This window comes from Streptococcus parasanguinis, assembly GCF_047463195.1.
In the GTDB taxonomy this organism is placed as follows: domain Bacteria; phylum Bacillota; class Bacilli; order Lactobacillales; family Streptococcaceae; genus Streptococcus; species Streptococcus parasanguinis_R.
Window position 1 is genome coordinate 66,426 of the sequence record NZ_JASHEI010000007.1, and the last position, 26,001, is coordinate 92,426.

Genomic DNA, 26,001 nt, shown 5'->3' on the forward strand with positions numbered 1-26,001 from the left:
AAACAAAGAAAAAAGAGGATAAAAGATGAAATTAAAAGTTAATACGAAAGCCTTGATCGCTTCAACAGTAGCTCTTGCAGTGATTCCATTTACAAAAGCCACTGCAGAAACACTTGAAGATTGGGTAGCTCGCTCAGTAGATGAAATCAAACATGATATCCAACAAAGCGGTGAAAACCAACAAACTTATACCATCAAATATGGTGATACATTGAGTTCGATCGCAGAAGCGCTTGGAATCGATGTTCATGTGTTGGCAAACTTGAACAACATTAGCAACATGGATTTGATCTACCCAGGTACTGTTTTGAAAACAACAGTAAATGATCAAAAAGAAGTAACTTCAGTTGAAATCCAAACTCCTCAAGCAGGTGCGACAGATGCAACCGTTGCAAGTGCTGACTTGACAACAAACCAAGTGACAGTTGATGACCAAACAGTCGCTGTCAACGATTTGTCAAAACCAGTAAACGAAGATAACAAAGCTGTTCCAGTTGCTCCAGCAGCGGAAACTCAAGAAGCCCCAGCGGAAGCTCCAGTGGTTGAAGTACCAGCAGCAGAAACACCAGCACAACCAGCTGTTCCAGAAACACCAAACTATGGTGCTCCAGCTGTCAATGTTGAAGTTCAAAATCAAGAAGTAGCGCCAGCTGCTCCTCAATCTGCTCCAGCAGCGGAAGCAGCTCCAGCGGAAGCTCCTGCTGAAACACCAGCTTCTGCTCCTGAAGCTCCAGCAGCACAACCAGCAGTAGAAACTGCTGCAGCACCTGAAGTGCAACCAGTAGCATCAACTCCAACAAGCGGAAATACTATTCCAACTGATCCAAATCTTCAACCTCAAGCGGAAGCTTTCCGTCAAGAAATTGCAGCGAAATTCGGTATCACAAACATCGGTGGTTACCGTGAAGGGGATCCAGAAGACCATGGTAAAGGACTTGCAGTAGACGTGATGGTTCCAACAAATTCAGAGCTTGGAGATCAAGTTGCACAGTATGCGATTGATAACATGGATCGTGCAGGTATCTCATATATTATCTGGAAACAACAATTCTACATGCCAGTAAATAACATTTACGGACCAGCTAATACATGGAACCAAATGCCGGACCGTGGTGGAGATACAGCAAACCACAACGACCACGTACATATCTCATTTAACGGATAATAAAACTTCGAACTAGGACAAGTGCCTAGTTCTTTTTTTGTATGCACAAAAAAGGCCGGAAGACGAATCTTTCAGCCGGACAATGGTTATAAAATATGATCGACTTTTTCCACCTGATAAAGGGCAATCGCCATGATGATGGTTAAGACCAGTAGCATGAGGATAGCTGGTGTCCAAGAGTGGAAGAGGGATTTGCTGTAGCCGAAGAGGATGGGACCAAAGGCTGCAAAGACGTAACCTCCTGTTTGGGCAAGACCGGAAAGTTGAGCTGTTTTTTCAGGTGTGCTGGATTTCATAGAGAAAGCGACCATGAGGTAAGGGAAAAGCGAACTAACAGAACTGCCAATTAGGGCATTTAATACCAACCAGTAGAAGAAGTTGCTGGTCGGGATTAAGAGCATGGCTACCCCCAGAATCCCTGCTCCGACAACAATCGTAAGCATCAAGCGCCGATTGCGATCGGATAACCGTGTGCTTAAACTTGGGATTGTCAAGGAGAATGGGAGACTGATCAGGGTGAACACGGAGGCCAGTAGTCCAGACTCAACCTTTGAAAGGCCAGCTTGAACAGCCATGGTCGGAAGCCAGGTCATACTTGTGTAGAAAAGCAGTGACTGCAAACCTCCAAAAATCATGATAGCCCAGACATATTTATTGGTATACCACTTGCTACTAGATTCCGTAGTAGCAGCCTTTTTGAGTCGGTGGTTGTAGCGAAGGTTAGGAATCCAGATGACCAAAGCAAGAGCGCACAAGGCTGTCAAGATGTTGACCAAACCTTGCCAAGAAGTGGCTTTGGTGATCGGAACAGCGACAGAAGAGGCGATCGCTGTGGACATCCCCATAGAAGTGATGTACAAAGTGGTCAGAATGCCTAGTTGGCGGGGTCTGTTCGCCTGAATCAGGCTTGGAAGCAGCACATTGAGAAAGGCGATACCAGCTCCAATCAAGATGGTTCCCAGATAGAGGAAGGGGAGGTTGATAATCCGAATGGCAGATCCGATCGTAATCGCAATCAAAACTAGGAAAAAGAGGCGCTCAATCCCCAACTTTTTAGCAAATTGAATCGCAAAAGGAGAGAAAATGGCAAAGGTGAGAAGTGGCAAGCTAGTCAATAGTCCCAGAGAGCTCACATCAACCCCCAAACCAGCTGCGATGTCAGACAAGACCGTCGGAAGCGTAGTAAATGGTGTTCGTAAAACAATCCCAAGCATAATGATGCCCGGGATGAATAGCATAGAATGTGTTTTTTTCATAAATCCTCCTCAGACAAAAATTCTCTTCATTATAACATAGATGGAGCATAAATTGGAGTATTAGTACAAATGAAGGGTAAGGACCGTAGTTCTCACTAGCGTTCGAACTGCATCAACGTACCTAAACTTCGCTGATGCTCGCTAAAGGAATAAGGACCGTAGTTCTCACTAGCGTTCGAACTGCATCAACGTACCTAAGCTCACTAACGTTCACTAAGGTACGTAGAGAAAAAGCCACCGGTTTTGGTGGCTCTTATAGGGAGATTATTATGAAAAAGTTTAGGATTTTCTATCAAACAAAGTTAGGAGGTCTTTATTTGATGGTTTTATTATAAGGCGGTTTGCTTAAAGAAATCTTAAGAAAAGGTTGTGTTTAAAAAATAGGTCTTAAGTCTGACAAAATGCATTAATCATCATTCCAAACAGTAAAATTACTTATTCCATTCTAAGGAACGTAGTTCTCACTGCCGTTCGAACTGCATCCATGTACCTAAGTTCGCTAACGTTTGCTAAAGGACTAAGGAACGTAGTTTTCGCTTCGCTCAAACTGCATCAATATCTCTAAATTCGGTTGAACTCTCTGAGTTCACCTCATTAAGTTTTCTAAAGATCGTAGTTCTCACTGTCGTTCGAACTGCGTCAACGTACCTAAACTCGCTGATGCTCGTAAAGGTACGTAGAAAAAGCCACCGGTTTTGGTGGCTCTTATAGGGAGATTATTATGAAAAAGTTTAGGATTTTCTATCAAACAAAGTTAGGAGGTCTTTATTTGATGGTTTTATTATAAGGTTGATTTCTTAAAGAAAACTTAAGAAAAGACGCTGTTTATAAGAATCGGTCTTAGGTCTGATAAATTTTTACAACAGAAACTATTTAGATTTTTTTCTAAATAGAGTTGACAAACCCATCCGAAAGTACTAGAATCTATTTAGAAAGATTTCTAAATAGATTAGAGGAGACAGAGAATGAATTTTGCGCAAACATTTAAAGCTTTATCGAATCCGATAAGAAGAAGTATCTTAGAACTGCTAAAGGCGGGGAAATTATCCGCGGGCGATATCGCTGGCCACTTTGATGTAGCAGGAGCGACCATTTCCCATCATTTAAGCCTCCTCAAGCAGGCAGATTTAATTCGAGAGGAAAAAGAGAAGAATTTTATCTACTATGAACTCAATACTTCTGTCTTGGAGGATTTAATGGTCTGGCTCGTTGATTTGAAAGGAGACTCTACTGATGAAAACGAATAAAAAACTATTGCTATTAACTTCTATGGTGATCCTTTTCCCCATGCTTTGGGGGCTGATGATTTGGTCGCAATTGCCTAACCAAATCCCGATTCACTTCAATTTTGCTGGCCAGGCCAATAACTTCCAATCGAAACCCCTGGTTGTGTTTGGTCTTCCTATTTTCGATCTCATGGTGCATCTGTTTGTGATCTTTATGATCGGTCGCGATTCTAAGAATAGCGCTATGAATGAAAAAATGATCAGAGCGATTTACTGGTTGACCCCAATCGTTTCCTTAAGTACCTCCTATCTCATCTATAGCAAGGCGCTAGGATCTACTACCAATCCATCAGTTTTTGTTTCGGTTCTGCTGGGTCTCATCTTTGTAATCATGGGCAATTACATGCCTAAGCTAAAAGTGAATCACACGGTTGGAATCCGTCTGCCTTGGACCTTGCAGAGTGAAGATAACTGGCACAAAACCCATCGCTTGGCAGGGAAGTTGTGGGTGCTTGGTGGCTTGATCCTTCTTCTTGAAGCAGGCCTTCAATTCGCTCTTTCTTATGTATTGGTGCTGGTCATCCTCGCCATTGTGTTTATCCCTGTGATGTACTCTTATCAATTAAGTCGGAAAAATCGTTAGTATAAAAAACAACCAGAGAAGAAACCAGTCGGGAACGGTTTCTTTTCCGGTTGTTTTTGCTTATTCATCGTTTCAAATTTAAAACTTTCAGGAAAATATGAATTTTTCGGAAAGCTTATAGTATATTCTTTACACTTTGCTACTATATTCCATTTTAAGATAGAATAGTATCTTTCTGGATAGTTGACTCAGTTTTCTTCCATTATATACTATTATTGAAGGAAAGCCATTGATAAATTATAATTGTAAATTAAATATTTAAAGTAATTCCCCTATTTCGCTTAAACTTATTCAAATTTTATGAAATTAATCAGTAGATATTGTTCTGAAAAGCCTTGTTATTACGCTGTTTTTAGTCCAACTGAAACCCATACTTTCCAAACCAGGTCTTAAGAAAGCTCGTAAAGCATCACAATTATCAAAACGTTAATCAACACGCTTATATCAACGTTTACAGACATTTAAGAAATTTCTCTTGGATGTCTTTTTTTGTCTAGCTAAATTTTACAAATTGGGCAATTTAGGTTACTCAATAATATAAAAAAGATAAAAATTTAAAGTTCGAATTTTAATTTTAAAAAAAGTAATTATTATTGAATATCTGTTCAAACATTTTTTCTTTTCTAAGGTTAATATAAGTATATATACTTTAAAAAAGGAAGTCAAACATCTTGCTCATAGATTTTTGCATTTTTAAAAAATACATTTTGTCATATAATAATGTGGAAAATTGACGGATTCCTTAAATAATCATACAATATGAATATGTAAACCCTTACATACTATTCTACTTATACTTGATAAAATGCAAGTTCTTGAGGATCTATAAATATATAGACACTCTTCTATTTATAAAGTGAAATAAAGAATCACGGAGAAAGTTTATGGATATTAAAGAGACATTCAACCAGCTAGACAATACAAAATTTAATGATTTCAATAATCGCCTTGAAGGTTTTGAGAAACTTTTTAAAGACAAATATTATTTTACCCATCCCGAAGATTTTAGCTCAATCTTTAGCATTTTGGTAAAGTATGGAAAAAGTACAAGTAAATATATTTTATCGAAAGGAGAGATATATGAGTGAAATAGTTATTAATGCTCAGAATTTATCTAAAAATTTTTATAATTTTGATTCAAGACTCCCATTTATCAAGAGATTTTTGAAACGTAATCAAATAACGATTCGAGCTGTTCAAGATATTAGTTTTACGATTAAGAGAGGGAGTATAGTTGGCTTTATTGGGAGTAATGGAGCTGGTAAATCCACAACGATTAAAATGTTGACTGGGACTCTTTATCCTAGTTCCGGAAAATTAGAAGTGAATGGAGAAATTCCATTTAAAAGAAGTATAAATTTTAGAAAAAAAATTTCAATAGTAGTAGGAAATAAATTACAGTTATTTCAAGATGTTTCGGCTATGGATTATTTTCAATTGATTGGTACTTTATATGAGGTAGAACCGGCGATTTTACAAGAACGAATTCAGGAATTAAGCAATTTGTTGAATGTAAAAGATCAGCTTTACCAGCAGGTCCGGACCCTCTCTCTTGGACAAAAAATGAAAATGGAGTTTATCGCGGCATCTTTAACAAGTCCGGAAATATTATTTTTAGACGAGCCTACTATAGGGTTAGATATACAGTCTAAAAAAGATATCAGAACATTTTTAAAGAAAATGAATGAAGAATGTCATACTACTATTATTTTAACGAGTCATGATATGGATGATATTTCGTCTGTTTGTGACGAATTAATCGTCATTGACAAAGGAAAAATTATTTTGCAGGAGTCAATGGATGTTATTTTATCTAAATTTTCTGATTTTAAATATTTAAAGATAAAAATGACATTAGATTTGGTACCAGAGTTATGCTCTGTTAAAGGAGTAGTAGTCATTTCTCAAACAAAATCGGAATGTATACTAAAAATACCTAGAGATTTTGTCTTTGAGACATTAGAATCAATCAATAAGCTTGTAGATATAGAAGATTTTGAAATATCAAATCTTTCTTTAGAAGAAATTATTTTACAAAACTATTTTACAAAAAAGGAGCACAATTGAAAAAAGAAATGTCTATTATTCTGATATCATTTCGATCTATTTTGAACTATAAATCAAGTGTACTATTGTTAATGTTACAGGCAAGTATACAAATTATGATATCAGTATTTTTATGGACGTATATATATCAGAGTAACCAGATAAATATAGCAGGATATGATTTTACCTCAATGGTTCAATACTATTTGGGGACTATAATTTTTTCATATTTTGTTTTTTATCCAGTTGATTGGGAAATCAATGACGATGTTCATTCAGGAAATTTTTTTAGCATATTAATAAAACCTGTTACTTTTTATAAGTATTATTTTTGTAAAATGCTTGGAGATAGGCTTGCTCATTTATTATTTATCATCATTCCTGTCATTTTATTCTCCAGTGTTTATTACAAGAATGAGTTATTAACCATTGAAATTCTTATTTTAGGAAGTATTGCAATTATTCTATCTATGGTTCTATGGTTTTTAATATCATGTTGTGTAGGTATGCTTTCTTTTTGGTTAGAAAATATATTTTTTGTCCTTACTGTTAAAGAAATAGTAATTCAGTTTTTATCAGGAATATTATTGCCTTTAAGTTTTTTTTCAAATAATTTTCGTCTGTTTTTAGATGTATTACCTTTTAAATACTTAGTATATGAACCGCTTCAGATGTTTAGTAATGATACATATAAATTAATAGACTATTTGAGAATTATTTGTATTCAATTGATTTGGTGCATCATTTTTTATATTATATCAAGATTCATATTGAGAAAAGGAGTGGAGCACTTCTCAAATGTGGGAGGATAAAATGTTTAGAATAAAAGTAATTTTTAGGCTACTTCATTTTGGTTTTAAATCTGATATGAATTTTCATTTTGACTTCTTTTGTGGTCTATTTTCGTCGATACTGTGGATTGGTTTACCTATTGTATTTTTTAGATTGATTTTCTTAAACATAGACTCTTTTAATGGTTGGGACTATTATCAAATTTTATTTTTGGTAGGTTCCTACACTATTGTAGATGGAGTTATGATGGGATTGTTAATTAGAAGTATGGGAATTTTAGAATCAGATATTTTGAGTGGTAACTTGGATCAAATTTTATTGAGGCCGTTTGATACTCAGTTGTTCTATATTTTTAGATCATTTAATTTAGTTCAATTCGTGAATACTTTTTTTGGTCTTGCGATCATTTTTATAAGTTATGGAAATTTAAATGTACATTTAAATTCATTAAAAATATTATTTTATATCCTTTCTTTAATGTGTGGTTGTATTATATATTATTCAATTTGGTTTCTAATAACGATTAGTTCATTTTGGTTCCCAACTAAATTTTCAAAAGTAGATGTATTTTTGAATTATATTGGAATTTCTAAGTATCCATATAATATTTTTACAGGTATTAACAGATTGATCACTATGTTATTTGTTCCCAATTTATTAATTGCCAATCCTGCAGTATTAATATTTTTAGGGAAAGATACATTGAACCTATTTTTCTATCAAATAGTTTTTACAGTTTTTTTGATTATTATCAGTCGTACAATTTTTAGAAAAGGATTGAAAAAATATGAAAGTGCAGGAAGATAAACAATGTTGTTCAGTTATATGTTTGACTAAAGGAAGTGATTCGCTGTACTTTGTTTTGTGGTCATTGAAACATCAGATAATTATAAACTATAATTTAAAGAATAGTATTATTAACTTATAGGTGCTAAGAAAAAATTTAAAGAAATTCCCTCATTCAATCAAACTTATTCATATTTTTTAAAATAAGAAAATAGTTGGATTTTGATGATGGTTGATATAAAGCTAAACTGAAAGTACCTGAAATCCAACTGTGTCAAACCAGGTCATACGATCTGTGAGAAAAAGAACACATAACAAAAAGAGGAGCTTCACAATAAAGTTCCTCTTCTTTTATATATCCGAATCATTATTCTTATTTCAAAAAAGGTAGTGAAAAAGGTAGTGATTCGGTTGATTTATATTGCAATGTAGTGAAATTTAGAATTTCAAGAATCGCTTAAAATCAAGGTTTCTAACATCTATTGACGTGTAGTGAACCCCTATTTCACCTCTGTAAACACAACGTGTTTGCGAAGTTTTGGTGAGTATTTCTTCAATTGAAGACGGTCTGGAGTGTTACGTTTGTTTTTAGAAGTAAGGTACAAGCGTTCACCAGATTCTTTGTGTTCAAGTGTAATATTTACGCGCATGGTATCTCCCTTCTATTATTCAGCTGATGCAGCTTTAGCGATCTTACGTCCTTTGTAGTATCCTTTAAGTGATACACGGTGTGAACGTGAGTAATCTCCAGTTGCTTCGTCAAAGTTTACAGATGGAGCTGTAACTTTGTAGTGCGTACGACGTTTGTTTTTCTTCGCTTTTGATGTGCGACGTGCAGGTACTGCCATTTCGTTTTTCTCCTTTTAAGATATAAATTCAATTAGGTTTGATTTTCATCAACTGTAACAGTATAACAAAACTTTTTTGTAAAGTAAAGTTACTTGACAAAAAAATTGAAATTTTTGGGAAAAGTTTCTTCTCCCTAGTTGATCTCAAAGTTTGGATCTGTCTTTGGGCCTTCTTTTATGCTATAATGGTAAAAAATGGAACGAGAGGAATGACATGACAGAATTAGACAAACGCCATCGTAGTAGTGTCTACGATAGCATGGTAAAATCTCCCAACCGTGCCATGCTTCGCGCGACGGGAATGACCGATGAAAGCTTTGAGAAACCGATTGTCGGAGTGATTTCGACATGGGCGGAAAATACCCCTTGTAACATCCACCTCCACGATTTTGGAAAATTGGCCAAAGAAGGTGTGAAAGATGCAGGTGCTTGGCCGGTCCAATTTGGCACCATTACGGTTGCGGACGGGATCGCTATGGGGACGCCTGGGATGCGCTTCTCCCTGACGTCACGTGATATCATTGCGGATTCTATCGAAGCGGCTATGGGCGGTCACAACGTGGATGCCTTTGTGGCCATCGGGGGCTGTGATAAGAACATGCCTGGTTCGATGATTGCCATTGCCAATATGGATATCCCAGCGATCTTTGCTTATGGTGGGACCATTGCTCCAGGGAATCTCGATGGAAAAGATATCGACTTGGTTTCTGTTTTCGAAGGAATCGGGAAATGGAACCACGGTGATATGACCGCTGAAGAAGTGAAGCAACTAGAATGTAACGCCTGCCCTGGCCCTGGTGGCTGTGGTGGGATGTATACGGCCAACACCATGGCGACAGCGATTGAGGTCCTTGGGATGAGTCTTCCTGGTTCCTCTTCTCACCCTGCTGAATCGGCTGATAAAAAAGCCGATATCGAAGAAGCAGGTCGTGCAGTTGTGAAGATGCTGGAGATGGGACTGAAACCATCTGACATCTTGACCCGTGAAGCCTTTGAAGATGCCATTACGGTGACTATGGCGCTGGGTGGTTCAACCAACGCGACCCTTCACTTGCTCGCGATCGCTCACGCAGCCAATGTGGACTTGACCCTTGAAGACTTCAATGATTTCCAAGAGCGCGTGCCTCACTTGGCAGACTTGAAACCTTCAGGGAAATACGTTTTCCAAGACCTTTACAATGTCGGTGGTGTGCCAGCTGTCATGAAATACCTTCTGAAGAATGGTTTCCTTCACGGGGATCGCATCACATGTACCGGTAAAACGGTGGCTGAGAACTTAGAAGCCTTCGCTGACTTGACACCAGGTCAAAAAGTCATCATGCCACTTGAAAATCCAAAACGTGCGGATGGTCCATTGATCATCTTGAAAGGGAACTTGGCTCCTGAAGGAGCGGTTGCCAAAGTATCAGGGGTGAAGGTTCGCAACATCACGGGTCCTGCTAAGGTCTTTGACTCGGAAGAAGCTGCCATTGAAGCCGTTCTTTCAGACGAAATCGTGGATGGCGACGTTGTTGTTGTTCGTTTTGTGGGTCCTAAGGGTGGTCCTGGTATGCCGGAAATGCTGTCCTTGTCATCTATGATCGTTGGGAAAGGCCAAGGAGATAAGGTGGCCCTCTTGACAGACGGACGCTTCTCTGGTGGTACTTACGGTCTTGTTGTTGGACATATCGCGCCTGAAGCTCAGGTCGGCGGTCCAATCGCCTACCTTCACACAGGGGACATGGTGACAGTTGACCAAGATACCAAAGAAATCACCATGCACGTTTCAGACGAAGAGTTAGCGAAACGTAAAGCTGAAACAACCTTGCCACCACTGTATAGCCGTGGGGTTTTGGGTAAATACGCCCACATCGTTTCTTCTGCATCTCGTGGTGCCGTGACCGACTTCTGGAATATGGAACAGTCTGGTAAACAATAATTGCAAGGACGACTTTGTCCAAAGAGAGAGTGGGACAGAAATCGGTCATTCGTTAGAATTCGATTTCGTCGTCCCACCTCCGCACAGTTGAGTAGGGCTGTAAAAACTGATGAAATCAGCGTAGTAGAGCCCACTCAACCACTGCGTCTTGCTCGACAATCCAAAAATAATTGAGAGGCTAGGACTTTTGTCCCAGCCTCTTTTTTGGCTCAAAGTAGCTATTTTCAACCCTGTCGCGGAATCGTATGAATATTACTTTTTTGGGGATTTGGGTGTATCATCTGTCATTTTTCTTGTAAATCAGTCTATAATTTGCTATAATTGTGACTAATCGAATCAATCCTTTAATACTGTCCAGAGAGGCAGGCAAGGAGCTATGGAAATGAAAGGCCTGGGAAGACCAGCCTATATTTTGTGTATCTCCTTGTTGTGGGGGATTTTTTTGTATAGTTGAAAAGTGGTTTGATAAAAAAGAAATCGCCGATGATGGAGCATGAAGCGCTCGCTTACAATTTGCTCATCGAAGGTAGATGTTTTTGTTCAGCCATAGCTTGTCGCATCTTAATTTTAGGAGGTTTTTACGATCGTGAATGACGTTAAATATGATGTGAATGATATGCCAAAACCTGGTTTATTGGTTGGTTTATCTTTCCAGCATTTGTTTGCCATGTTTGGGGCGACAGTGCTGGTGCCGATTTTGGTTGGGATTGATCCTGCCATTGCTCTGTTCTCATCTGGTTTGGGGACCTTGGCTCACTTAACCGTGACCAAGTATAAGATTCCTGCTTATATGGGGTCTAGTTTTGCTTATATTGCTGCTATGCAGATGTTGATGAAGACAGATGGAATCGCAGCAGTTGCCCAGGGTGCCATGGCGGGTGGTTTGGTCTACTTGTTTGTAGCTCTGATTGTTAAGCATGCGGGTAAAGACTGGATTAATAAGGTCCTTCCACCAATCGTGGTTGGTCCCATTATCATGGTAATTGGTTTGAGTCTTGCGAAGAATGCCGTCACTGATGCGACAACCTTAAATAATAGCTACAGCGGCTATGCTCTATTGATTTCGATGGTGACCCTCTTTGCGGTTATCCTCTTTAACATGTATGGCAAGAAGATCGTCGGTGTCGTCCCAATTTTACTTGGATTAATTGTGGGCTATATTTTCTCATTGGCTCTTGGTTTGCTGACAGGACATAGTTTTGTCAATTTCTCAGAGGTAAGTGCGGCGCATTGGATTCAAGTTCCAAACTTTGACATTCCATTTGTGGATTATAGCTTTAAGCTCTATCCAAGTGCGATTTTGACCATGGCTCCGATTGCCTTTGTGACCATGACGGAACATTTTGGCCACCTCATGGTTTTAAATAGTTTGACTGAGCGTGATTACTTCAAGGATCCAGGGCTTGACCATACGCTTACTGGTGATGGCTTAGCACAGATTATTGCTGGATTCTTTGGAGCTCCTCCGGTAACTTCTTATGGGGAAAACATTGGGGTTATGGCCCTTAGTAAGGTCTACTCAGTTTACGTTATTTCAGGCGCAGCAGTGATTGCGGTTGTCATGAGCTTTATTGGGAAGCTATCAGCACTCTTGCACTCTATTCCAACTCCTGTATTGGGAGGTTTGTCTATTGCCCTCTTTGGGGTGATCGCTGCTAGCGGTTTGAAAATCTTAGTTGAACATCAGATTGATTTTGATAATAAAAAGAATCTCTTGATTGCAAGTGTTATCTTGGTATCAGGGATCGGTGGTTTGATGATTGACCTTGGTGGTCTTCAAATCACGGGTGTGGCAACGTCAACGATTCTAGGAATTGTGTTGTATCAAATCCTTCCAGAACCAAAAGCTGATGAGGCTTAGTTTGTTCCGGTATTGAAAAAGTTATAATAGGTTCAATCATCATAAAAAACGAGGAACAAACTCTGATGGCAGAGCTGGTGTTCCTCGTTTTTTATTATGGATCGGATTTCCGAAGGAGCATTCCTTCATTAGTTGACTGCGTTTCTTAAATAATCATGATTGTTATCGTGGTGGAAGACCAAGGGCGATGCGCCCGTATCGGCTGATTCGTGTAATTTTCCAAGCGGGTGACCAAGTCACTTCAACCTTGACATCTTCGATCCCCTCGATTTCTTTTAGGCGAGCGACGATTTCGATCGGAAGGCTCTCAGCACAGCTACAAGCCGTATCGGTAAAGGTCATAACCACCTTGCAAGTGCCGGCTTCATCTAGATGGATCTCGTAGATCAGTCCTAGGTTATAGACATCTAACTCAACATCGGTATCAAATACAAGCTCCAATTTTTCGATTAACGACTTCTCTAGTGTCAGGGCGCGGTCATTGATTTTGATATCCTCTCTCATCGCAAGATCCTTTCAGTGTAGTATGGCTTCCATTTTCTCATAATTCGGCCGATAAGGCAAGAAGAGAAAGATGTTTTGAACGTGTGGGACAAAGGAAATGCGGTCCAGCCTCCATTTCTCTTCGAATTTGTGGTAAAATAGAGGCAAAAGTAAGACAAAGGATGAAGGCTATGAAATTACAAAAACCAAAAGGGACCCAGGATATCCTTCCTGGCGATTCAGCGAAATGGCAATATGTAGAAGGCTTTGCACGCAAGGTCTTTGCGCGATACAATTATGATGAAATTCGCACACCGATCTTCGAACATTATGAAGTCATCAGCCGTTCAGTAGGGGATACGACGGATATCGTTACCAAAGAAATGTATGACTTCTATGACAAGGGAGACCGTCATATCACGCTTCGTCCAGAAGGAACAGCTCCTGTTGTCCGATCGTATGTAGAAAATAAACTCTTTGCGCCTGAGGTACAAAAACCAAGTAAGTTCTATTACATAGGCCCAATGTTCCGCTACGAACGTCCTCAAGCAGGTCGTTTGCGTCAATTCCACCAAATTGGGGTAGAATGCTTTGGTTCGAGCAATCCTGCAACGGATGTCGAAACCATTGCCATGGCAGCGCAATTCCTGAAAGAACTAGGAATTGACAATGTGACCTTGCACTTGAACACCTTGGGAAGCCCTGCTAGTCGTCAGGCTTATCGCCAAGCCTTGATTGATTACCTCTTGCCAATGAAGGATCGATTGTCTAAGGACAGCCAACGTCGCTTAGAAGAAAATCCGCTTCGTGTCTTGGATTCAAAAGAAAAAGAAGACAAGGCGGCGGTTGAACAGGCTCCTTCCATCTTAGACTATCTAGATGAAGAAAGCCAGGCGCATTTTGATGCGGTTCGTCGGATGTTGGAAGACTTGGGAGTATCCTATGTCATTGATACCAACATGGTGCGTGGCTTGGATTACTACAACCACACGATTTTTGAGTTCATTACAGAAATTGAAGGCAATGAATTGACAGTCTGTGCAGGTGGTCGCTATGATGGGTTGGTTGAATACTTCGGTGGCCCTGCGACAGCTGGTTTTGGATTTGGGATCGGTGTGGAACGGATCCTTCTCGTTCTTGAAAAGAAAGGCATTGAATTACCGATCGAAACAGGCCTAGATGCCTATATCGCTGTCCTAGGAGATGAAGTCAATGAAGCAGCGCTTAGCTTGGTTCAGGCCCTTCGAATCCAAGGTTTCAAGGCAGAACGTGATTACCTTGGACGCAAGCTCAAGGCACAATTTAAGTCAGCAGATGTCTTTGCGGCCAAAGCCTTGATTACTTTAGGAAGTAGTGAAGTTGAGAGTGGTCAAGTTACTGTGAAAAACAACCAAACTCGTCAAGAAGTAACGGTAGCTCTTGAAAAATTGAAGAAAGACTTCCCATCTGTTTTAGCAGAGTTGGGATTGGCTTGATCAAGTCTTGCAGACACCTGAAAAACAGATTCGCATGGGAGTAGGAGCAAAGTCGTTGCGCCTGCTCTCTTTTATCTAGCTTCTGTTTGCCAACCTTTGCCAAGATTTGGCGAAAAGCCGTTAAATTTTCTGACATTTATGATATAATGAGAAGACTACTAGTAAAGGAATGAAACAGTCATGACATTAGTTTATCAATCAACACGAGATGAAAAAAATACTGTAACAGCTAGTCAAGCCATCCTTCAAGGATTGGCGACAGATGGCGGTTTGTTTACTCCAGTCTCTTATCCTCAAGTAGAGCTGGATTTTGATACCCTCAAAGACGCTTCTTATCAAGAAGTGGCCAAGCTTGTTTTGTCAGCCTTTTTGGACGATTTTACAGCAGAAGAGTTGGACTACTGTATTTCTCATGCTTATGACAGCAAGTTTGATACCCCGGCTATTGCTCCTCTTGTCAAACTCGATGGTCAATACAACTTGGAGCTCTTCCATGGTTCCACCATTGCCTTTAAAGACATGGCTTTGTCGATCTTGCCTTACTTTATGACAACAGCAGCTAAAAAGCACGGTTTGGAAAATAAAATTGTCATCTTGACGGCGACTTCTGGAGATACTGGTAAAGCTGCCATGGCAGGTTTTGCTGATGTTCCAGGGACAGAGATCATTGTCTTTTATCCAAAAGATGGTGTCAGCAAGGTGCAAGAATTGCAAATGACGACTCAAACTGGGGACAATACCCATGTCATCGCCATCGATGGAAACTTTGACGATGCCCAAACCAATGTCAAACACATGTTCAATGATGTGGCGCTTCGTGAAAAATTAGCAGCCAACAAGATGCAATTCTCATCAGCCAACTCTATGAACATTGGTCGTTTGGTGCCTCAGGTTGTCTATTACGTATACGCCTATGCGCAATTGGTGAAGACAGGCCAAATCACAGCGGGAGAAAAAGTCAATTTCACTGTTCCAACAGGAAACTTTGGAAATATCTTGGCAGCTTTCTATGCCAAACAAATCGGTCTTCCAGTTGGAAAATTGATCTGTGCGTCAAATGAAAACAATGTCTTGACAGACTTCTTCAAAACACATGTCTATGATAAGAAACGTGAGTTCAAGGTGACCACTAGCCCATCAATGGATATTTTGGTCTCTTCAAACTTGGAACGCTTGATTTTCCACTTGGTAGGCAATGATGCCACAAAGACCAAAGAGTTGATGGAAAGCCTCGTTGCAACAGGTCAGTACCAGTTGTCCAACTTTGATGCAGACATCTTAGATTTGTTTGCGGCTGCATACGCAGATGAAGCAGAAACTGCTGCAGAGATCAAGCGGGTCTATGAAGCGTCTGATTACATCGAAGACCCTCATACAGCCGTAGCATCAGCCGTTTATCAAAAATACCGGACTCAAACAGGGGATACTGCTAAAACAGTCATTGCCTCTACAGCAAGTCCTTACAAATTCCCTGTTGTAGCAGTAGAAGCGGTGACAGGCGAGACAGGTCTAGGTGATTTCGAAGCCTTGGCTAAATTACACACACTCTCAGGTGTTCCTGTGCCACCGGCTGTAGACAGCCTTGAAACTGCACCGGTTCGCCATCATACAAGCGTGGCAGCCAAAGACATGCAAGCAGCCGTAGAAGACTACTTGGGACTTTAATTTTCTGTATTAGAAAGATCAAAAGAGCCGTTTGGCTCTTTTATATACTCATGAATTCATACAAAAAAATCTTAAATATCGCCCTTCCTGCCATGGGTGAAAATTTCTTACAAATGCTGATGGGCATGGTGGACTCTTATTTAGTGGCTCACCTGGGCTTGATTGCCATTTCAGGTGTTTCCGTCGCAGGGAATATCATCACCATCTATCAAGCCATCTTTTTGGCACTGGGTGCGGCAGTTGCCAGTGTCATGTCCAAAAGCTTGGGTGAAAAAAATCAAGAAAACATTGCCTACCATGCGACAGAGTCACTGAAGGTGACCTTACTGTTGAGTGCTCTCTTAGGAGGAGCATCGCTGTTATTTGGACGCCAGATGATTTCGCTGTTGGGGACTGAAGCTGCAGTAGCCGAAAGCGGGGGGATTTACCTTTCCTTGGTCGGCGGGACCATTGTTCTCTTAGGCTTGATGACGACCTTGGGCTCCTTGGTTCGGGTGGCCAACAATCCACGTATTCCTATGTATGTAAGCTTGTTGACCAATGTTTTAAATGCTCTATTCTCCTCTGTGGCTATTTTCCTTTTTGGTTGGGGCATTGTTGGAGCAGCTTTGGGGACGGTGCTGGCCCGTCTGGTGGGCGTCATCCTCTTGTGGCAAAAGGTCCAGCTACCCTTTGCCCCCCTTGGTTGGGGATTGGATCGTAAGCTCTTGAACTTAGCACTTCCAGCAGCCGGAGAGCGGCTGATGATGCGGGCTGGAGATGTGGTAATCATTGCGATCGTGGTTGCTTTTGGGACCGAGGCAGTCGCAGGAAATGCTATCGGAGAGACCTTGACCCAGTTTAACTACATGCCTGTGTTTGGGGTGGCCACAGCGACGGTCATGCTCGTAGCACGGAGCCTGGGTGAAGGTGATCTTGAGCAGATTGCCCGCCTTCGAAAGCAGTCTTACTGCTTGTCCTTTGTATTAATGTTACCCATTGCCTTGGGAATCTTTTTTGGGGGCACCCTTCTGACCTATCTCTACACACAAGATGTGAAAGCGGTAGAAGCTAGCCTGTCGGTTGTCCTCTTTTCTTTGTTGGGAACGCCGTTTACAGCAGGAACGGTCATCTATACAGCTGTTTGGCAAGGGTTGGGAAATGGGAAACTTCCACTTTATGCAACGACGATTGGCATGTGGGTCATTCGAATTGGAGCCGGTTATCTGCTTGGAGTAACTCTTGGCTTTGGCCTTCCAGGTGTCTGGACGGGGACACTGCTCGACAATGGTTTTCGTTGGCTATTTTTGAGTCAGCTATATAGACGAAAAGTAGGAGAGAAGAAAAAATGACAAAACGAGCCTTTATTTGGGATTTGGACGGAACCTTGCTGGATTCCTATGATGCTATTCTGGCAGGTCTTGAGGAGACTTATGCATCTTATCAGCTTCCGTTTGACCGAGCGAGAATCAAAGACTACATCTTGAAGCATTCGGTTCAAGATCTTTTAGTAGCCGTGGCGGAGGAGTATCATCTGGATGTGACGGACTTGAATCATCGCCGAGCAGAAAGTCTAGCAGAGAAAAATGCCCAGGTCCTTCTGATGGCTGGGGTGCGTGATGTCCTAGTCTGGGGACAAGAAGCTGGAATTGAGCAGTTTGTCTATACCCATAAGGGAGAGAATGCCTTTGTCATCCTGCGGGACTTGGGCTTGGAATCTTTTTTTACAGAGATTTTGACCAGTCAAAGTGGTTTTGCTCGCAAGCCTGACCCAGAAGCTGCCATGTATCTGATGGAGAAGTACGGGTTGGAACCAGAAAAGACCTACTATATTGGGGATCGGAGCCTGGATATTGACTTTGCAAGAAATAGCCAGATTCAGAGTATCAATTTCTTGACGTCTGACTATGAAGGTAATCATCAGATGAACACCTTACTAGATATTCCAGGTATTTTAAACGCTGAAAAGAATCTGTAAAGAATTTGTTTTCATTTTGAAATAAAGTCGTAAGCTTTCTTTAAGAAATGTCCGCTATAATAGAAGCATAAACAAAGACCTCCTAACTTTGTTTAGAAAAATCCTAAAACTTTTCTTTTTCATAATAATCTCCCTAAGAGTCGCCAAATCAGGTGGCTTTTTTTTGTGCGAAAAAACAGTGCAAGCTCTTTTCCTTGCAAGAGGATATAAAATATTTTATAATTGACTAGTCAATTATTGATTTATCAAAAATAAATAGAGGAAGGGACATGGCAGAAATAAATGATTTACTCTACCAACTACGCTTGGCAGATCAATCAACTACACAGTTATTTGAAAAGCGACTAGGGATTAGCTTAACGCGTTACCAAATTTTGCAGGATTTATTAGAACAATCACCTTGCAATCAGATCGCGGTTCAGGAACGTTTGCAAATTGATCCAGCGGCTTTAACCCGGCATTTCAAAATATTGGAAAAGGAAGGATTTGTCCATCGGAGTCGAAATCCAAAAAACCAGCGGGAAATCTTAATTCATTTGACGGATACGGCCTATAATCGTTTGGTCAAACATCCTCCTCGCCATCATGTGGCGGTGAAAGAACAGATGAGTCGGATTTTGACCACTCAAGAACAAGAGCAATTTTCTTACCTGCTGGACAAATTAGTATCTGGCATTGAACAAATAACAGTTGAATAAAAAGGAGAATCTACGATGTCATTACTGACGATTATTTTAGCGAGTCTTGCTGCACTGGAGCATTTATATATTTTTTATTTGGAGAGCATCAGAACCAGATCTGATACCACAAGTCGGGTTTTCAACATGGATAAAGAAGAACTCGCTCGCCCATCAGTGACCTCTTTATTTAAGAATCAAGGGATATACAATGCCTTGATTGGTGTGTTTCTCTTGTATGGATTGTTTGTCTCTAAAAATAGTGAAGTTGTTACGATTTTTGTGCTTTTTATTATTGGAGCTGCGGCCTACGGTGCGATGACAGCCAATAAAAAGATTATCTTGACCCAAGGTGGTCCTGCAATTTTAGCTTTATTGAGTATCCTATGTTTTGGATGAAAAGGACGTGCCGCTAGGAATCTTTGAGCTGATTTTATTAAATTAGTGTAGAAAAAAGTATAAAAAAAGACTAAAAATTTTATTGACTTTCGAAGAAAAAGGGTTATAATGGTAGCAACAGAAAAGTAATGAGTCGGCTATTTTCAGGGAGCTTGTGGGAATTGTGAACAAGCAATAGCGACTGATGAAAATTGGACTGTTATGATCAATGAATTCTAACCCATGTGAATTCGGTTGGCACCCCTTACCGTGCAACTCCTTGATAGAGGAGATAGAGATGTAGGGAAAGACCAGCTATTTTTCCCTATAAAAGAGGTGGCACCGCGGACACTACGCCCTCACACAGTTTTTGTGTGAGGGCTTTTCTATATGCCTTAGCAAGCGAAGCGAGCTTAGGCACATTGATCCCAAAACGAGAATTGAGCGATGGGATACCCTTGATCGCCTTAGCAAGCGAAGTAGGGTACGGTTGAATTCCTTAGAATAAAAGAGTTCTAGAAGAGAGGTTTCTGATATGAAAAAAGTTTTATCTGCTGATGTGTTGAGTCCAATTTTGGCTTATATGCGTTTGGATGCGCCCCATAAAATGATCTTAGAGTCAATTCCTCGTGAAAAAGAGAATGCGCGTTTTTCAATTGTAGCCTATCGGCCAGTCAGTGAAGTCAAGTTTGAAAATGGCGTCCTCTATAACAATGATCAAATTGTTAAAGAAGATCCTTTAGACTTTTTGAATCGCATCACGGTCAAAAGGAAAACTTCAGAGGAACTCCCTTTTAACGGTGGGGCGATTGGATTTGTCGGCTATGACTTGATTGGTCTCTATGAGAACATTGGTTCCATTCCTGAAGATACGATCGGCACACCAGATCTTCACTTTTTCTTATATGAAAGCTATGTGATTTTTGATCACAAAAAGGAAAAGGTCTATGTGGTGGAAGAGAACCTCTATAGTGGACGAGGTGAAGCAGAGCAAGCGTCGAGCTTGGAGCAAGTATTAGCACAGTTGGCAAGACCTGCAAAAGAAGAGTTTCAGGACAAGGACCTGCATGCGCTTCATTTCCACAATCATTTGGAGCAAAAAGAGTTTGAGGAAATGGTGGCCCTAGCGCGGGACTATATTCGAAAAGGAGATATGTTCCAATGCGTGCTTAGTCAACGTTTTTCAGCTGATTTTTCAGGTAAACCATTGGATTATTACCGCAATTTGCGCGTGACCAACCCTTCGAATTATCTCTACTTTTATGATTTTGGGGAGTACCAAATTATCGGTGCCAGTCCAGAAAGTCTGGTGTCAGTCAAGGATCGAGTGGTGACGACCAATCCCATTGCTGGCACACGTCCCAGAGGGATCGATGAAGAGGCTGATCGGCAATTGGCAGCTGATTTGGCAGGGGATCCAAAAGAAGTCGCAGAACACCGGATGTTGGTGGATCTAGGGCGAAACGATATTGGTCGTATCGCTCAAAATGGGTCGGTTGAAGTGACCAAATATATGGAAGTGGAGTTCTTCCGTTATGTGATGCACCTGACGAGTGTGGTCAAGGGTCAATTACTTCCTGGACTAGCCTCTATTGAGGCACTGAAGGCAACTCTTCCAGCTGGGACCGTTTCGGGTGCTCCCAAGATTCGAGCCATGAAGCGAATCTATGAGGCAGAAAAAGAGAAACGAGGAGTCTACGCAGGTGCTATTGGCTATCTCTCTGTGACGGGGGATCTCGATTTTGCTATTGCGATTCGAACCATGATCCTCAAAAATAAGAAGGCTTATGTGCAGGCTGGAGCAGGAATCGTTTATGATTCGATCGCTGAAAATGAATACCAAGAAACCGTCAATAAGGCAAAATCAATGACTAGGATTGGAGAAGAAGGATGATTTTATTAGTCGATAATTACGATTCATTTACCTACAATTTAGCACAGTATATCGGAAAATTTGATGAGGTCCAGGTGCTTCGAAATGATGATCCGGATTTGTACCAAGTTGCCCAAGAAGCAGATGCCTTGGTCTTTTCTCCAGGTCCAGGTTGGCCAAAGGATGCGGGTAAGATGGAGGAGATGATCCGAGATTTCGCGGGGGTCAAACCAATCTTGGGGATTTGCTTGGGGCATCAAGCGATTGCGGAAGTTTTTGGAGGGCGCTTGGGATTGGCGCCACAGGTCATGCATGGAAAACAAAGCCAGATCCAGCTAGAAGCTCCCTCTCCGCTATACGCGGGTGTCGCAAAAGAAGTCCCAGTCATGCGCTACCATTCGCTGACGATTGAAGACATGCCAGAGGATTTTGTCATTACCTCTCGGACGACGGATGATCAAGCGATTATGGGAATTCAACACCGTAGCTTACCAATTTATGGTTTTCAATACCATCCAGAAAGTATCGGGACGCCAGATGGGCTCAAGACCATCGAAAATTTTGTCAAACTAGTCAAGGAGCGGAAGATGAAACAAGTGCTTGCAAAAATAGCGGAAGGAATGGATCTAACCAGTGCAGAGTTAGAAGCTGCTATGGAGGAAGTTGTTGCTGGTCGTGCTTCAGAAGCACAGGTGACGGCCCTTCTTCTAGGTCTCAAAATGAAGGGCGAAACGGTTGAAGAGCGGACGGCTATTGCAAAAGTGATGCAGGCCTATGCAGTCGCTATTCCTACAGAAGTTCAAGGAGCGATGGACAATTGTGGAACGGGGGGCGATCGTTCGTATAGTTTCAATATTTCAACAACAGCTGCCTTCGTCCTTGCTGGTGGTGGCATCAAGATGGCGAAACACGGAAATCGTTCAATCTCTTCTAAATCCGGTTCTGCGGATGTGCTAGAAGCTCTAGGGATTAACCTTGATTTGGGTCCAAAAGACTTGGGACGAGTGTTTGAAAAGGCGGGAATTGTCTTCCTATTTGCCAAAAATCTACATCCTGGCATGCGCTATATTATGCCCGCTCGCTTGGCATTAGGGGTTCCAACGGTGATGAACTTAACTGGTCCTCTTATCAATCCGATTCCTCTAGAAACCCAGCTATTGGGAACCAGTCGTCCTGACATGCTAGAAAGTACGGCAGAGATTCTAAAGAATTTGGGTCGAAAACGCGCAGTGGTGGTGAGTGGCCCACAAGGCTTGGACGAGGCAGGCCTCGATGGGGAAACCCAGCTCGCTATTCTGGAAGATGGACAGGTTACCTTATCCAGCTTTCAACCAGAAGATATAGGAATGGAGCGCATTGAAATTGATCAAGTACGAGGTGGAGACGCCAAACGCAATGCGGAAATATTGCTCAGTGTCTTGAAGAATGAAGCGAGTCCCTTCTTAGAGGTGACGGTCTTAAATGCAGGCCTTGGTTTTTATGCCAACGGCAAGGTAGATTCTATCAAGGAAGGAATTGCCTTGGCACGTGAAGTGATTGCCAGTGGGGCTGCCCTTGAGAAATTGAGATTATTACAGGAGTATCAAAAATGAGTCAAGAATTCTTGCCAAAGATTCTAAAGGAAAAGGCGCGTGAAGTGGCTGCGATGAAAGAAGAGGAACTCCAACCGTTGCGTGAGACCTACCGCTTGTATGATTACCTAAAGAGTCATCCAGAAAAGCTTCAGGTCATTGCGGAAGTGAAAAAGGCTAGCCCGAGTCTGGGAGATATTCATGTCGATGTGGATATCGTCGCGCAGGCTAAGACTTACGAAGAAAATGGGGCCGTGATGATTTCTGTCTTGACTGATGAAGTGTTTTTCAAGGGCAGTATCGAGTATCTCCGGGAAATATCTAGTCAGGTGCGTATCCCCACCCTCAACAAAGATTTCATTGTGGATGAAAAGCAACTGATTCGGGCGCGAAACGCAGGGGCGACCGTGATCTTGTTGATAGTTGCAGCCTTATCAGAGGCTCGTCTGAAAGAACTCTTCGATTTTGCGACCCATCTTGGCCTGGAGGTCTTGGTGGAGACCCATAATCTGACAGAACTAGAGGTCGCTCACCGGATTGGAGCTCAGATCATCGGGATCAATAATCGCAACTTGGTGACCTTTGAGACAGATCTCCATACTAGCCTTGAATTAGCGACAAGCTTTGAACAAGAACCGGTCTATATCTCTGAGTCTGCTATTTTCACAGCAGCAGACGCGCGCATACTGGCTCCTTATTTTAGTGGCATTCTCGTTGGGACAGCCCTCATGAAGGCAGACAATGTGGCTGAAAAAGTAAAGGAGTTACAGATTGACAAAGGTTAAAATTTGCGGACTATCCACTCCGGAAGCTGTCCAGACAGCTGTTGAAGCCGGTACGGACTACATTGGTTTTGTCTTTGCACCAAGCAAACGTCAAGTGACGCTGGAGCAAGCTCGGGAGTTGGCTACAGGGATTCCAAAGGGGGTTCAAAAAGTTGGTGTTTTTGTATCGCCACAAAGAGAAGAAGTGGAGCAAGCTTGCCAAGTTGTGGGCTTGGACCTGATACAAGTGCATGGACCGATAGATGATACCATCTTGCAAGACCTTCCCCAACAGACGATTCGCGCTGTTCAAGTGGGGAAAGATGCAACTCTTCCTGAGACCAGTGCCAATTATCTGCTCTTTGATGCTCCTGTAGCAGGAAGTGGGCAGACCTTTGACTGGCAAAAGCTCGAAAGTCAAAACTTTACAAAGCCCTTCTTTATTGCAGGAGGCTTGACGGAAGACAATGTAGCAGATGCCATTCGCTTCTTTCATCCTTATGCGGTGGATGTATCCAGTGGGGTCGAGACAAATGGAATAAAAGATCAAGAAAAGATAAAACGATTTATAGAAAGGGTCAAGCATGGCATATAAACAACCAGATCAAAACGGATTTTACGGGCGGTTCGGGGGACGATTTGTCCCTGAAACCTTGATGACAGCAGTTTTAGAATTAGAAGAAGCCTATAGAGAAAGTCAAGCAGATCCTTCTTTTCAAGCAGAATTGGATCAGCTTCTGAAACAATATGTCGGTCGGGAAACACCGCTCTATTACGCTAAAAATCTTACCAAGTATGTCGGTGGAGCCAAGATTTTTCTTAAAAGAGAAGACCTCAACCACACAGGGGCTCATAAAATTAATAATGCCCTAGGACAAGTTTTATTGGCACACCGGATGGGCAAAAAGAAGATCATCGCAGAAACAGGAGCTGGTCAGCACGGTGTTGCAACGGCAACGGCTGCTGCTTTATTTGGTATGGAATGCACCATCTACATGGGGGAAGAAGATGTCAAACGCCAAGCCCTCAATGTCTTTCGGATGGAATTGTTGGGCGCCAAGGTTCAATCAGTAACAGATGGGTCACGTGTCCTCAAGGATGCGGTCAATGCTGCCCTCAGAGCCTGGGTAGCAAATGTGGAGGATACCCACTATATCATGGGTTCTGCTCTAGGACCTCACCCATTCCCAGAAATTGTCCGTGATTTTCAAAGTGTCATCGGTCGAGAAGCCAAACGCCAATTTGCAGAGCAAAATGACGGGGCTCTGCCAGATGCAGTCCTAGCCTGTGTAGGAGGCGGATCGAACGCTATTGGCCTCTTTTATCCTTTTGTTGAGGATACGTCTGTCGCCATGTATGGGGCAGAAGCTGCTGGCCTTGGAGTGGATACAGACCAGCATGCAGCAACCTTGACCAAGGGGCGTCCGGGAGTCCTTCACGGTGCCTTGATGGATGTGTTACAGGATGCCCATGGACAGATTTTAGAAGCTTTCTCGATTTCAGCAGGTCTCGATTACCCAGGGATTGGGCCAGAGCATTCTTATTTCCATGACATCAAGCGGGCAACCTATGTGCCTGTGACAGACCAAGAAGCCCTAGAAGCCTTTCAATTGCTTTCGAAAGTAGAAGGAATCATTCCAGCTCTGGAATCGAGCCATGTTATCGCCTATGCGGTGAAGTTGGCTAAGGAGATGGGACCTGAAAAATCTATGATTGTTTGCTTATCAGGTCGTGGGGATAAAGATGTGGTACAAGTCAAAGACCGCCTAGAAAAAGAGAGAGGAGAGTAAGATGGGAAAGACCTTAACAGAGCATTTACAAAAGCTGAAAGACCAGCAGCAAGGGATCTTTGTTCCTTATATTATGGCAGGAGATCATGAAAAAGGCTTGGCAGGTTTGCAGGAAACCATCCAATTTTTGGAGGAACTTGGTGTCTCAGCTATTGAGGTTGGTATTCCTTTTTCGGATCCGGTGGCAGATGGTCCTGTGATTGAAGAGGCGGGACTACGAAGTTTAGCCCATGGGACGACGACAGAGGAACTGGTGCAAACGATCCAGCACTTAGAGACAAGTGTTCCTTTGGTCATCATGACCTATTTCAACCCCTTGTTCCAATATGGTCTAGAAAACTTTTTTAGAGATGTAGAAGGAACAGCAGTCAAGGGAGTGATTATTCCGGACCTCCCCCATGAGCATGCGGATCTGGTAGAACCTCTCTTAGTGGATAAAGACATCGCTTTGGTGCCGCTAGTGAGCTTAACCACAGGAATCAAGCGCCAGAAGAAATTGATCCAAGATGCAGAAGGATTTATCTATGCCGTTGCCGTCAATGGAGTGACGGGGAAAGCTGGTAGCTATCGAGATGATTTGGATCACCATTTGGCCCAATTACATGAAATAGCGTCTATTCCTGTTTTAACAGGTTTTGGAGTTTCCAGCATGGAGGATGTTCACCGTTTCAACAAGGTCTCAGATGGGGTTATTGTGGGGTCCAAAATCGTTAAGGCTCTCCACCAAGGGGAGACAGACGCCATTGCTCGTTTTATTTCTCAAGCAGTGAAGGGTTAGAAGCTTCATTCCATTCATCATCAGCTTGATTCTCCTAGATCAAGCTCTT

25 protein-coding genes and 1 pseudogene are annotated in these 26,001 nt (G+C 41.8%); 22 read left to right on the top strand and 4 right to left on the bottom strand.

The window, feature by feature from the left end; all coding sequences use genetic code 11:
• Nucleotides 1-25 precede the first annotated feature (25 nt).
• Complete coding sequence (locus QM870_RS07325) at nucleotides 26-1,165, top strand: LysM peptidoglycan-binding domain-containing protein (protein WP_049523820.1); 1,140 nt, start codon at nucleotides 26-28, stop codon at nucleotides 1,163-1,165.
• Between the two features lie 86 nt (nucleotides 1,166-1,251).
• Here QM870_RS07325 and QM870_RS07330 read toward each other — a convergent pair whose 3' ends face one another.
• On the bottom strand, nucleotides 1,252-2,421 hold the full coding sequence (locus QM870_RS07330) for a CynX/NimT family MFS transporter (protein WP_414369219.1): 1,170 nt from the start codon (nucleotides 2,419-2,421) through the stop codon (nucleotides 1,252-1,254).
• A gap of 965 nt (nucleotides 2,422-3,386) precedes the next feature.
• On the opposite strand from QM870_RS07330, the gene QM870_RS07335 reads away from it, so the two are divergent.
• From QM870_RS07335 to QM870_RS07360, 6 genes are all read left to right on the top strand, one after another.
• Nucleotides 3,387-3,668 (top strand): autorepressor SdpR family transcription factor, encoded by a 282-nt coding sequence (locus QM870_RS07335; RefSeq protein ID WP_003009465.1) that lies wholly within the window; start codon nucleotides 3,387-3,389, stop codon nucleotides 3,666-3,668.
• The gene (locus tag QM870_RS07340; RefSeq protein WP_414369221.1) at nucleotides 3,655-4,290 is read left to right on the top strand and encodes an SdpI family protein; all 636 of its coding nucleotides are present in this window, start codon (nucleotides 3,655-3,657) and stop codon (nucleotides 4,288-4,290) included. The genes QM870_RS07335 and QM870_RS07340 overlap by 14 nt, the downstream gene beginning before the upstream one ends.
• Nucleotides 4,291-5,174: 884 nt before the next feature.
• The gene (locus QM870_RS07345; protein ID WP_003010127.1) at nucleotides 5,175-5,378 is read left to right on the top strand and encodes a hypothetical protein; all 204 of its coding nucleotides are present in this window, start codon (nucleotides 5,175-5,177) and stop codon (nucleotides 5,376-5,378) included.
• On the top strand, nucleotides 5,371-6,357 hold the full coding sequence (locus QM870_RS07350) for an ABC transporter ATP-binding protein (protein WP_003010129.1): 987 nt from the start codon (nucleotides 5,371-5,373) through the stop codon (nucleotides 6,355-6,357). Before QM870_RS07345 ends, QM870_RS07350 begins: the two co-directional genes overlap by 8 nt.
• Nucleotides 6,354-7,148: an ABC transporter permease gene (locus QM870_RS07355; protein WP_003013825.1), complete on the top strand. Its 795-nt coding sequence runs from the start codon at nucleotides 6,354-6,356 to the stop codon at nucleotides 7,146-7,148. Before QM870_RS07350 ends, QM870_RS07355 begins: the two co-directional genes overlap by 4 nt.
• Before the next feature lies 1 nt (nucleotide 7,149).
• Complete coding sequence (locus QM870_RS07360; RefSeq protein ID WP_003013947.1) at nucleotides 7,150-7,935, top strand: ABC transporter permease; 786 nt, start codon at nucleotides 7,150-7,152, stop codon at nucleotides 7,933-7,935.
• A 479-nt stretch (nucleotides 7,936-8,414) separates the two neighbouring features.
• On the opposite strand, the gene rpmG is transcribed toward QM870_RS07360, so the two are convergent.
• Nucleotides 8,415-8,564 carry a 50S ribosomal protein L33 gene (gene rpmG, locus QM870_RS07365; protein WP_001265622.1) on the bottom strand — a complete coding sequence of 50 codons (150 nt, stop codon included), beginning with the start codon at nucleotides 8,562-8,564 and terminating at the stop codon, nucleotides 8,415-8,417.
• Nucleotides 8,565-8,579: 15 nt separating this feature from the next.
• The gene (gene rpmF, locus QM870_RS07370) at nucleotides 8,580-8,762 is read right to left on the bottom strand and encodes a 50S ribosomal protein L32 (protein WP_003009516.1); all 183 of its coding nucleotides are present in this window, start codon (nucleotides 8,760-8,762) and stop codon (nucleotides 8,580-8,582) included.
• A 214-nt stretch (nucleotides 8,763-8,976) separates the two neighbouring features.
• Here rpmF and ilvD point away from each other — a divergent pair, with 214 nt between their 5' ends.
• Nucleotides 8,977-10,680 carry a dihydroxy-acid dehydratase gene (gene ilvD / locus QM870_RS07375; protein ID WP_003009522.1) on the top strand — a complete coding sequence of 568 codons (1,704 nt, stop codon included), beginning with the start codon at nucleotides 8,977-8,979 and terminating at the stop codon, nucleotides 10,678-10,680.
• A gap of 586 nt (nucleotides 10,681-11,266) precedes the next feature.
• A complete protein-coding gene (locus QM870_RS07380) occupies nucleotides 11,267-12,541 on the top strand; it encodes a uracil-xanthine permease family protein (protein ID WP_414369223.1) in 1,275 nt (424 codons plus the stop codon).
• A 162-nt stretch (nucleotides 12,542-12,703) separates the two neighbouring features.
• On the opposite strand, the gene QM870_RS07385 is transcribed toward QM870_RS07380, so the two are convergent.
• Nucleotides 12,704-13,045 carry a metal-sulfur cluster assembly factor gene (locus QM870_RS07385; protein ID WP_414369225.1) on the bottom strand — a complete coding sequence of 114 codons (342 nt, stop codon included), beginning with the start codon at nucleotides 13,043-13,045 and terminating at the stop codon, nucleotides 12,704-12,706.
• A gap of 170 nt (nucleotides 13,046-13,215) precedes the next feature.
• On the opposite strand from QM870_RS07385, the gene hisS reads away from it, so the two are divergent.
• The 13 genes and pseudogenes from hisS (at nucleotide 13,216) to trpA (ending at nucleotide 25,952) form a co-directional block, all read left to right on the top strand.
• A complete protein-coding gene (gene hisS / locus QM870_RS07390; RefSeq protein WP_414369227.1) occupies nucleotides 13,216-14,499 on the top strand; it encodes a histidine--tRNA ligase in 1,284 nt (427 codons plus the stop codon).
• 180 nt (nucleotides 14,500-14,679) lie between these two features.
• Complete coding sequence (gene thrC, locus QM870_RS07395; protein ID WP_414369229.1) at nucleotides 14,680-16,164, top strand: threonine synthase; 1,485 nt, start codon at nucleotides 14,680-14,682, stop codon at nucleotides 16,162-16,164.
• Nucleotides 16,165-16,214: 50 nt separating this feature from the next.
• Complete coding sequence (locus QM870_RS07400) at nucleotides 16,215-17,495, top strand: MATE family efflux transporter (protein ID WP_414369231.1); 1,281 nt, start codon at nucleotides 16,215-16,217, stop codon at nucleotides 17,493-17,495.
• A complete protein-coding gene (locus tag QM870_RS07405) occupies nucleotides 17,492-18,121 on the top strand; it encodes an HAD-IA family hydrolase (protein ID WP_414369232.1) in 630 nt (209 codons plus the stop codon). The genes QM870_RS07400 and QM870_RS07405 overlap by 4 nt, the downstream gene beginning before the upstream one ends.
• Before the next feature lie 269 nt (nucleotides 18,122-18,390).
• Nucleotides 18,391-18,819: a MarR family winged helix-turn-helix transcriptional regulator gene (locus tag QM870_RS07410; RefSeq protein WP_414369234.1), complete on the top strand. Its 429-nt coding sequence runs from the start codon at nucleotides 18,391-18,393 to the stop codon at nucleotides 18,817-18,819.
• A 15-nt stretch (nucleotides 18,820-18,834) separates the two neighbouring features.
• Nucleotides 18,835-19,197 (top strand): DUF1304 domain-containing protein, encoded by a 363-nt coding sequence (locus QM870_RS07415; RefSeq protein ID WP_414369236.1) that lies wholly within the window; start codon nucleotides 18,835-18,837, stop codon nucleotides 19,195-19,197.
• Nucleotides 19,198-19,711: 514 nt separating this feature from the next.
• Nucleotides 19,712-21,070 (top strand): anthranilate synthase component I, encoded by a 1,359-nt coding sequence (gene trpE / locus QM870_RS07420; RefSeq protein WP_155169841.1) that lies wholly within the window; start codon nucleotides 19,712-19,714, stop codon nucleotides 21,068-21,070.
• Nucleotides 21,067-21,627 (top strand): annotated as a pseudogene (locus tag QM870_RS07425) (aminodeoxychorismate/anthranilate synthase component II); the annotation flags it as partial. The gene trpE and the pseudogene QM870_RS07425, both read left to right, overlap by 4 nt.
• A gap of 9 nt (nucleotides 21,628-21,636) precedes the next feature.
• Complete coding sequence (gene trpD, locus QM870_RS07430) at nucleotides 21,637-22,641, top strand: anthranilate phosphoribosyltransferase (RefSeq protein WP_414369252.1); 1,005 nt, start codon at nucleotides 21,637-21,639, stop codon at nucleotides 22,639-22,641.
• Complete coding sequence (gene trpC, locus QM870_RS07435; protein ID WP_414369238.1) at nucleotides 22,638-23,405, top strand: indole-3-glycerol phosphate synthase TrpC; 768 nt, start codon at nucleotides 22,638-22,640, stop codon at nucleotides 23,403-23,405. Before trpD ends, trpC begins: the two co-directional genes overlap by 4 nt.
• Complete coding sequence (locus tag QM870_RS07440) at nucleotides 23,392-23,979, top strand: phosphoribosylanthranilate isomerase (RefSeq protein ID WP_414369240.1); 588 nt, start codon at nucleotides 23,392-23,394, stop codon at nucleotides 23,977-23,979. Before trpC ends, QM870_RS07440 begins: the two co-directional genes overlap by 14 nt.
• Nucleotides 23,969-25,174 carry a tryptophan synthase subunit beta gene (gene trpB, locus QM870_RS07445; RefSeq protein WP_414369242.1) on the top strand — a complete coding sequence of 402 codons (1,206 nt, stop codon included), beginning with the start codon at nucleotides 23,969-23,971 and terminating at the stop codon, nucleotides 25,172-25,174. The genes QM870_RS07440 and trpB overlap by 11 nt, the downstream gene beginning before the upstream one ends.
• A gap of 1 nt (nucleotide 25,175) precedes the next feature.
• Nucleotides 25,176-25,952, top strand: coding sequence for a tryptophan synthase subunit alpha (trpA, locus tag QM870_RS07450; RefSeq protein WP_023920174.1), 777 nt, complete (start codon nucleotides 25,176-25,178; stop codon nucleotides 25,950-25,952).
• Nucleotides 25,953-26,001: the final 49 nt, after the last annotated feature.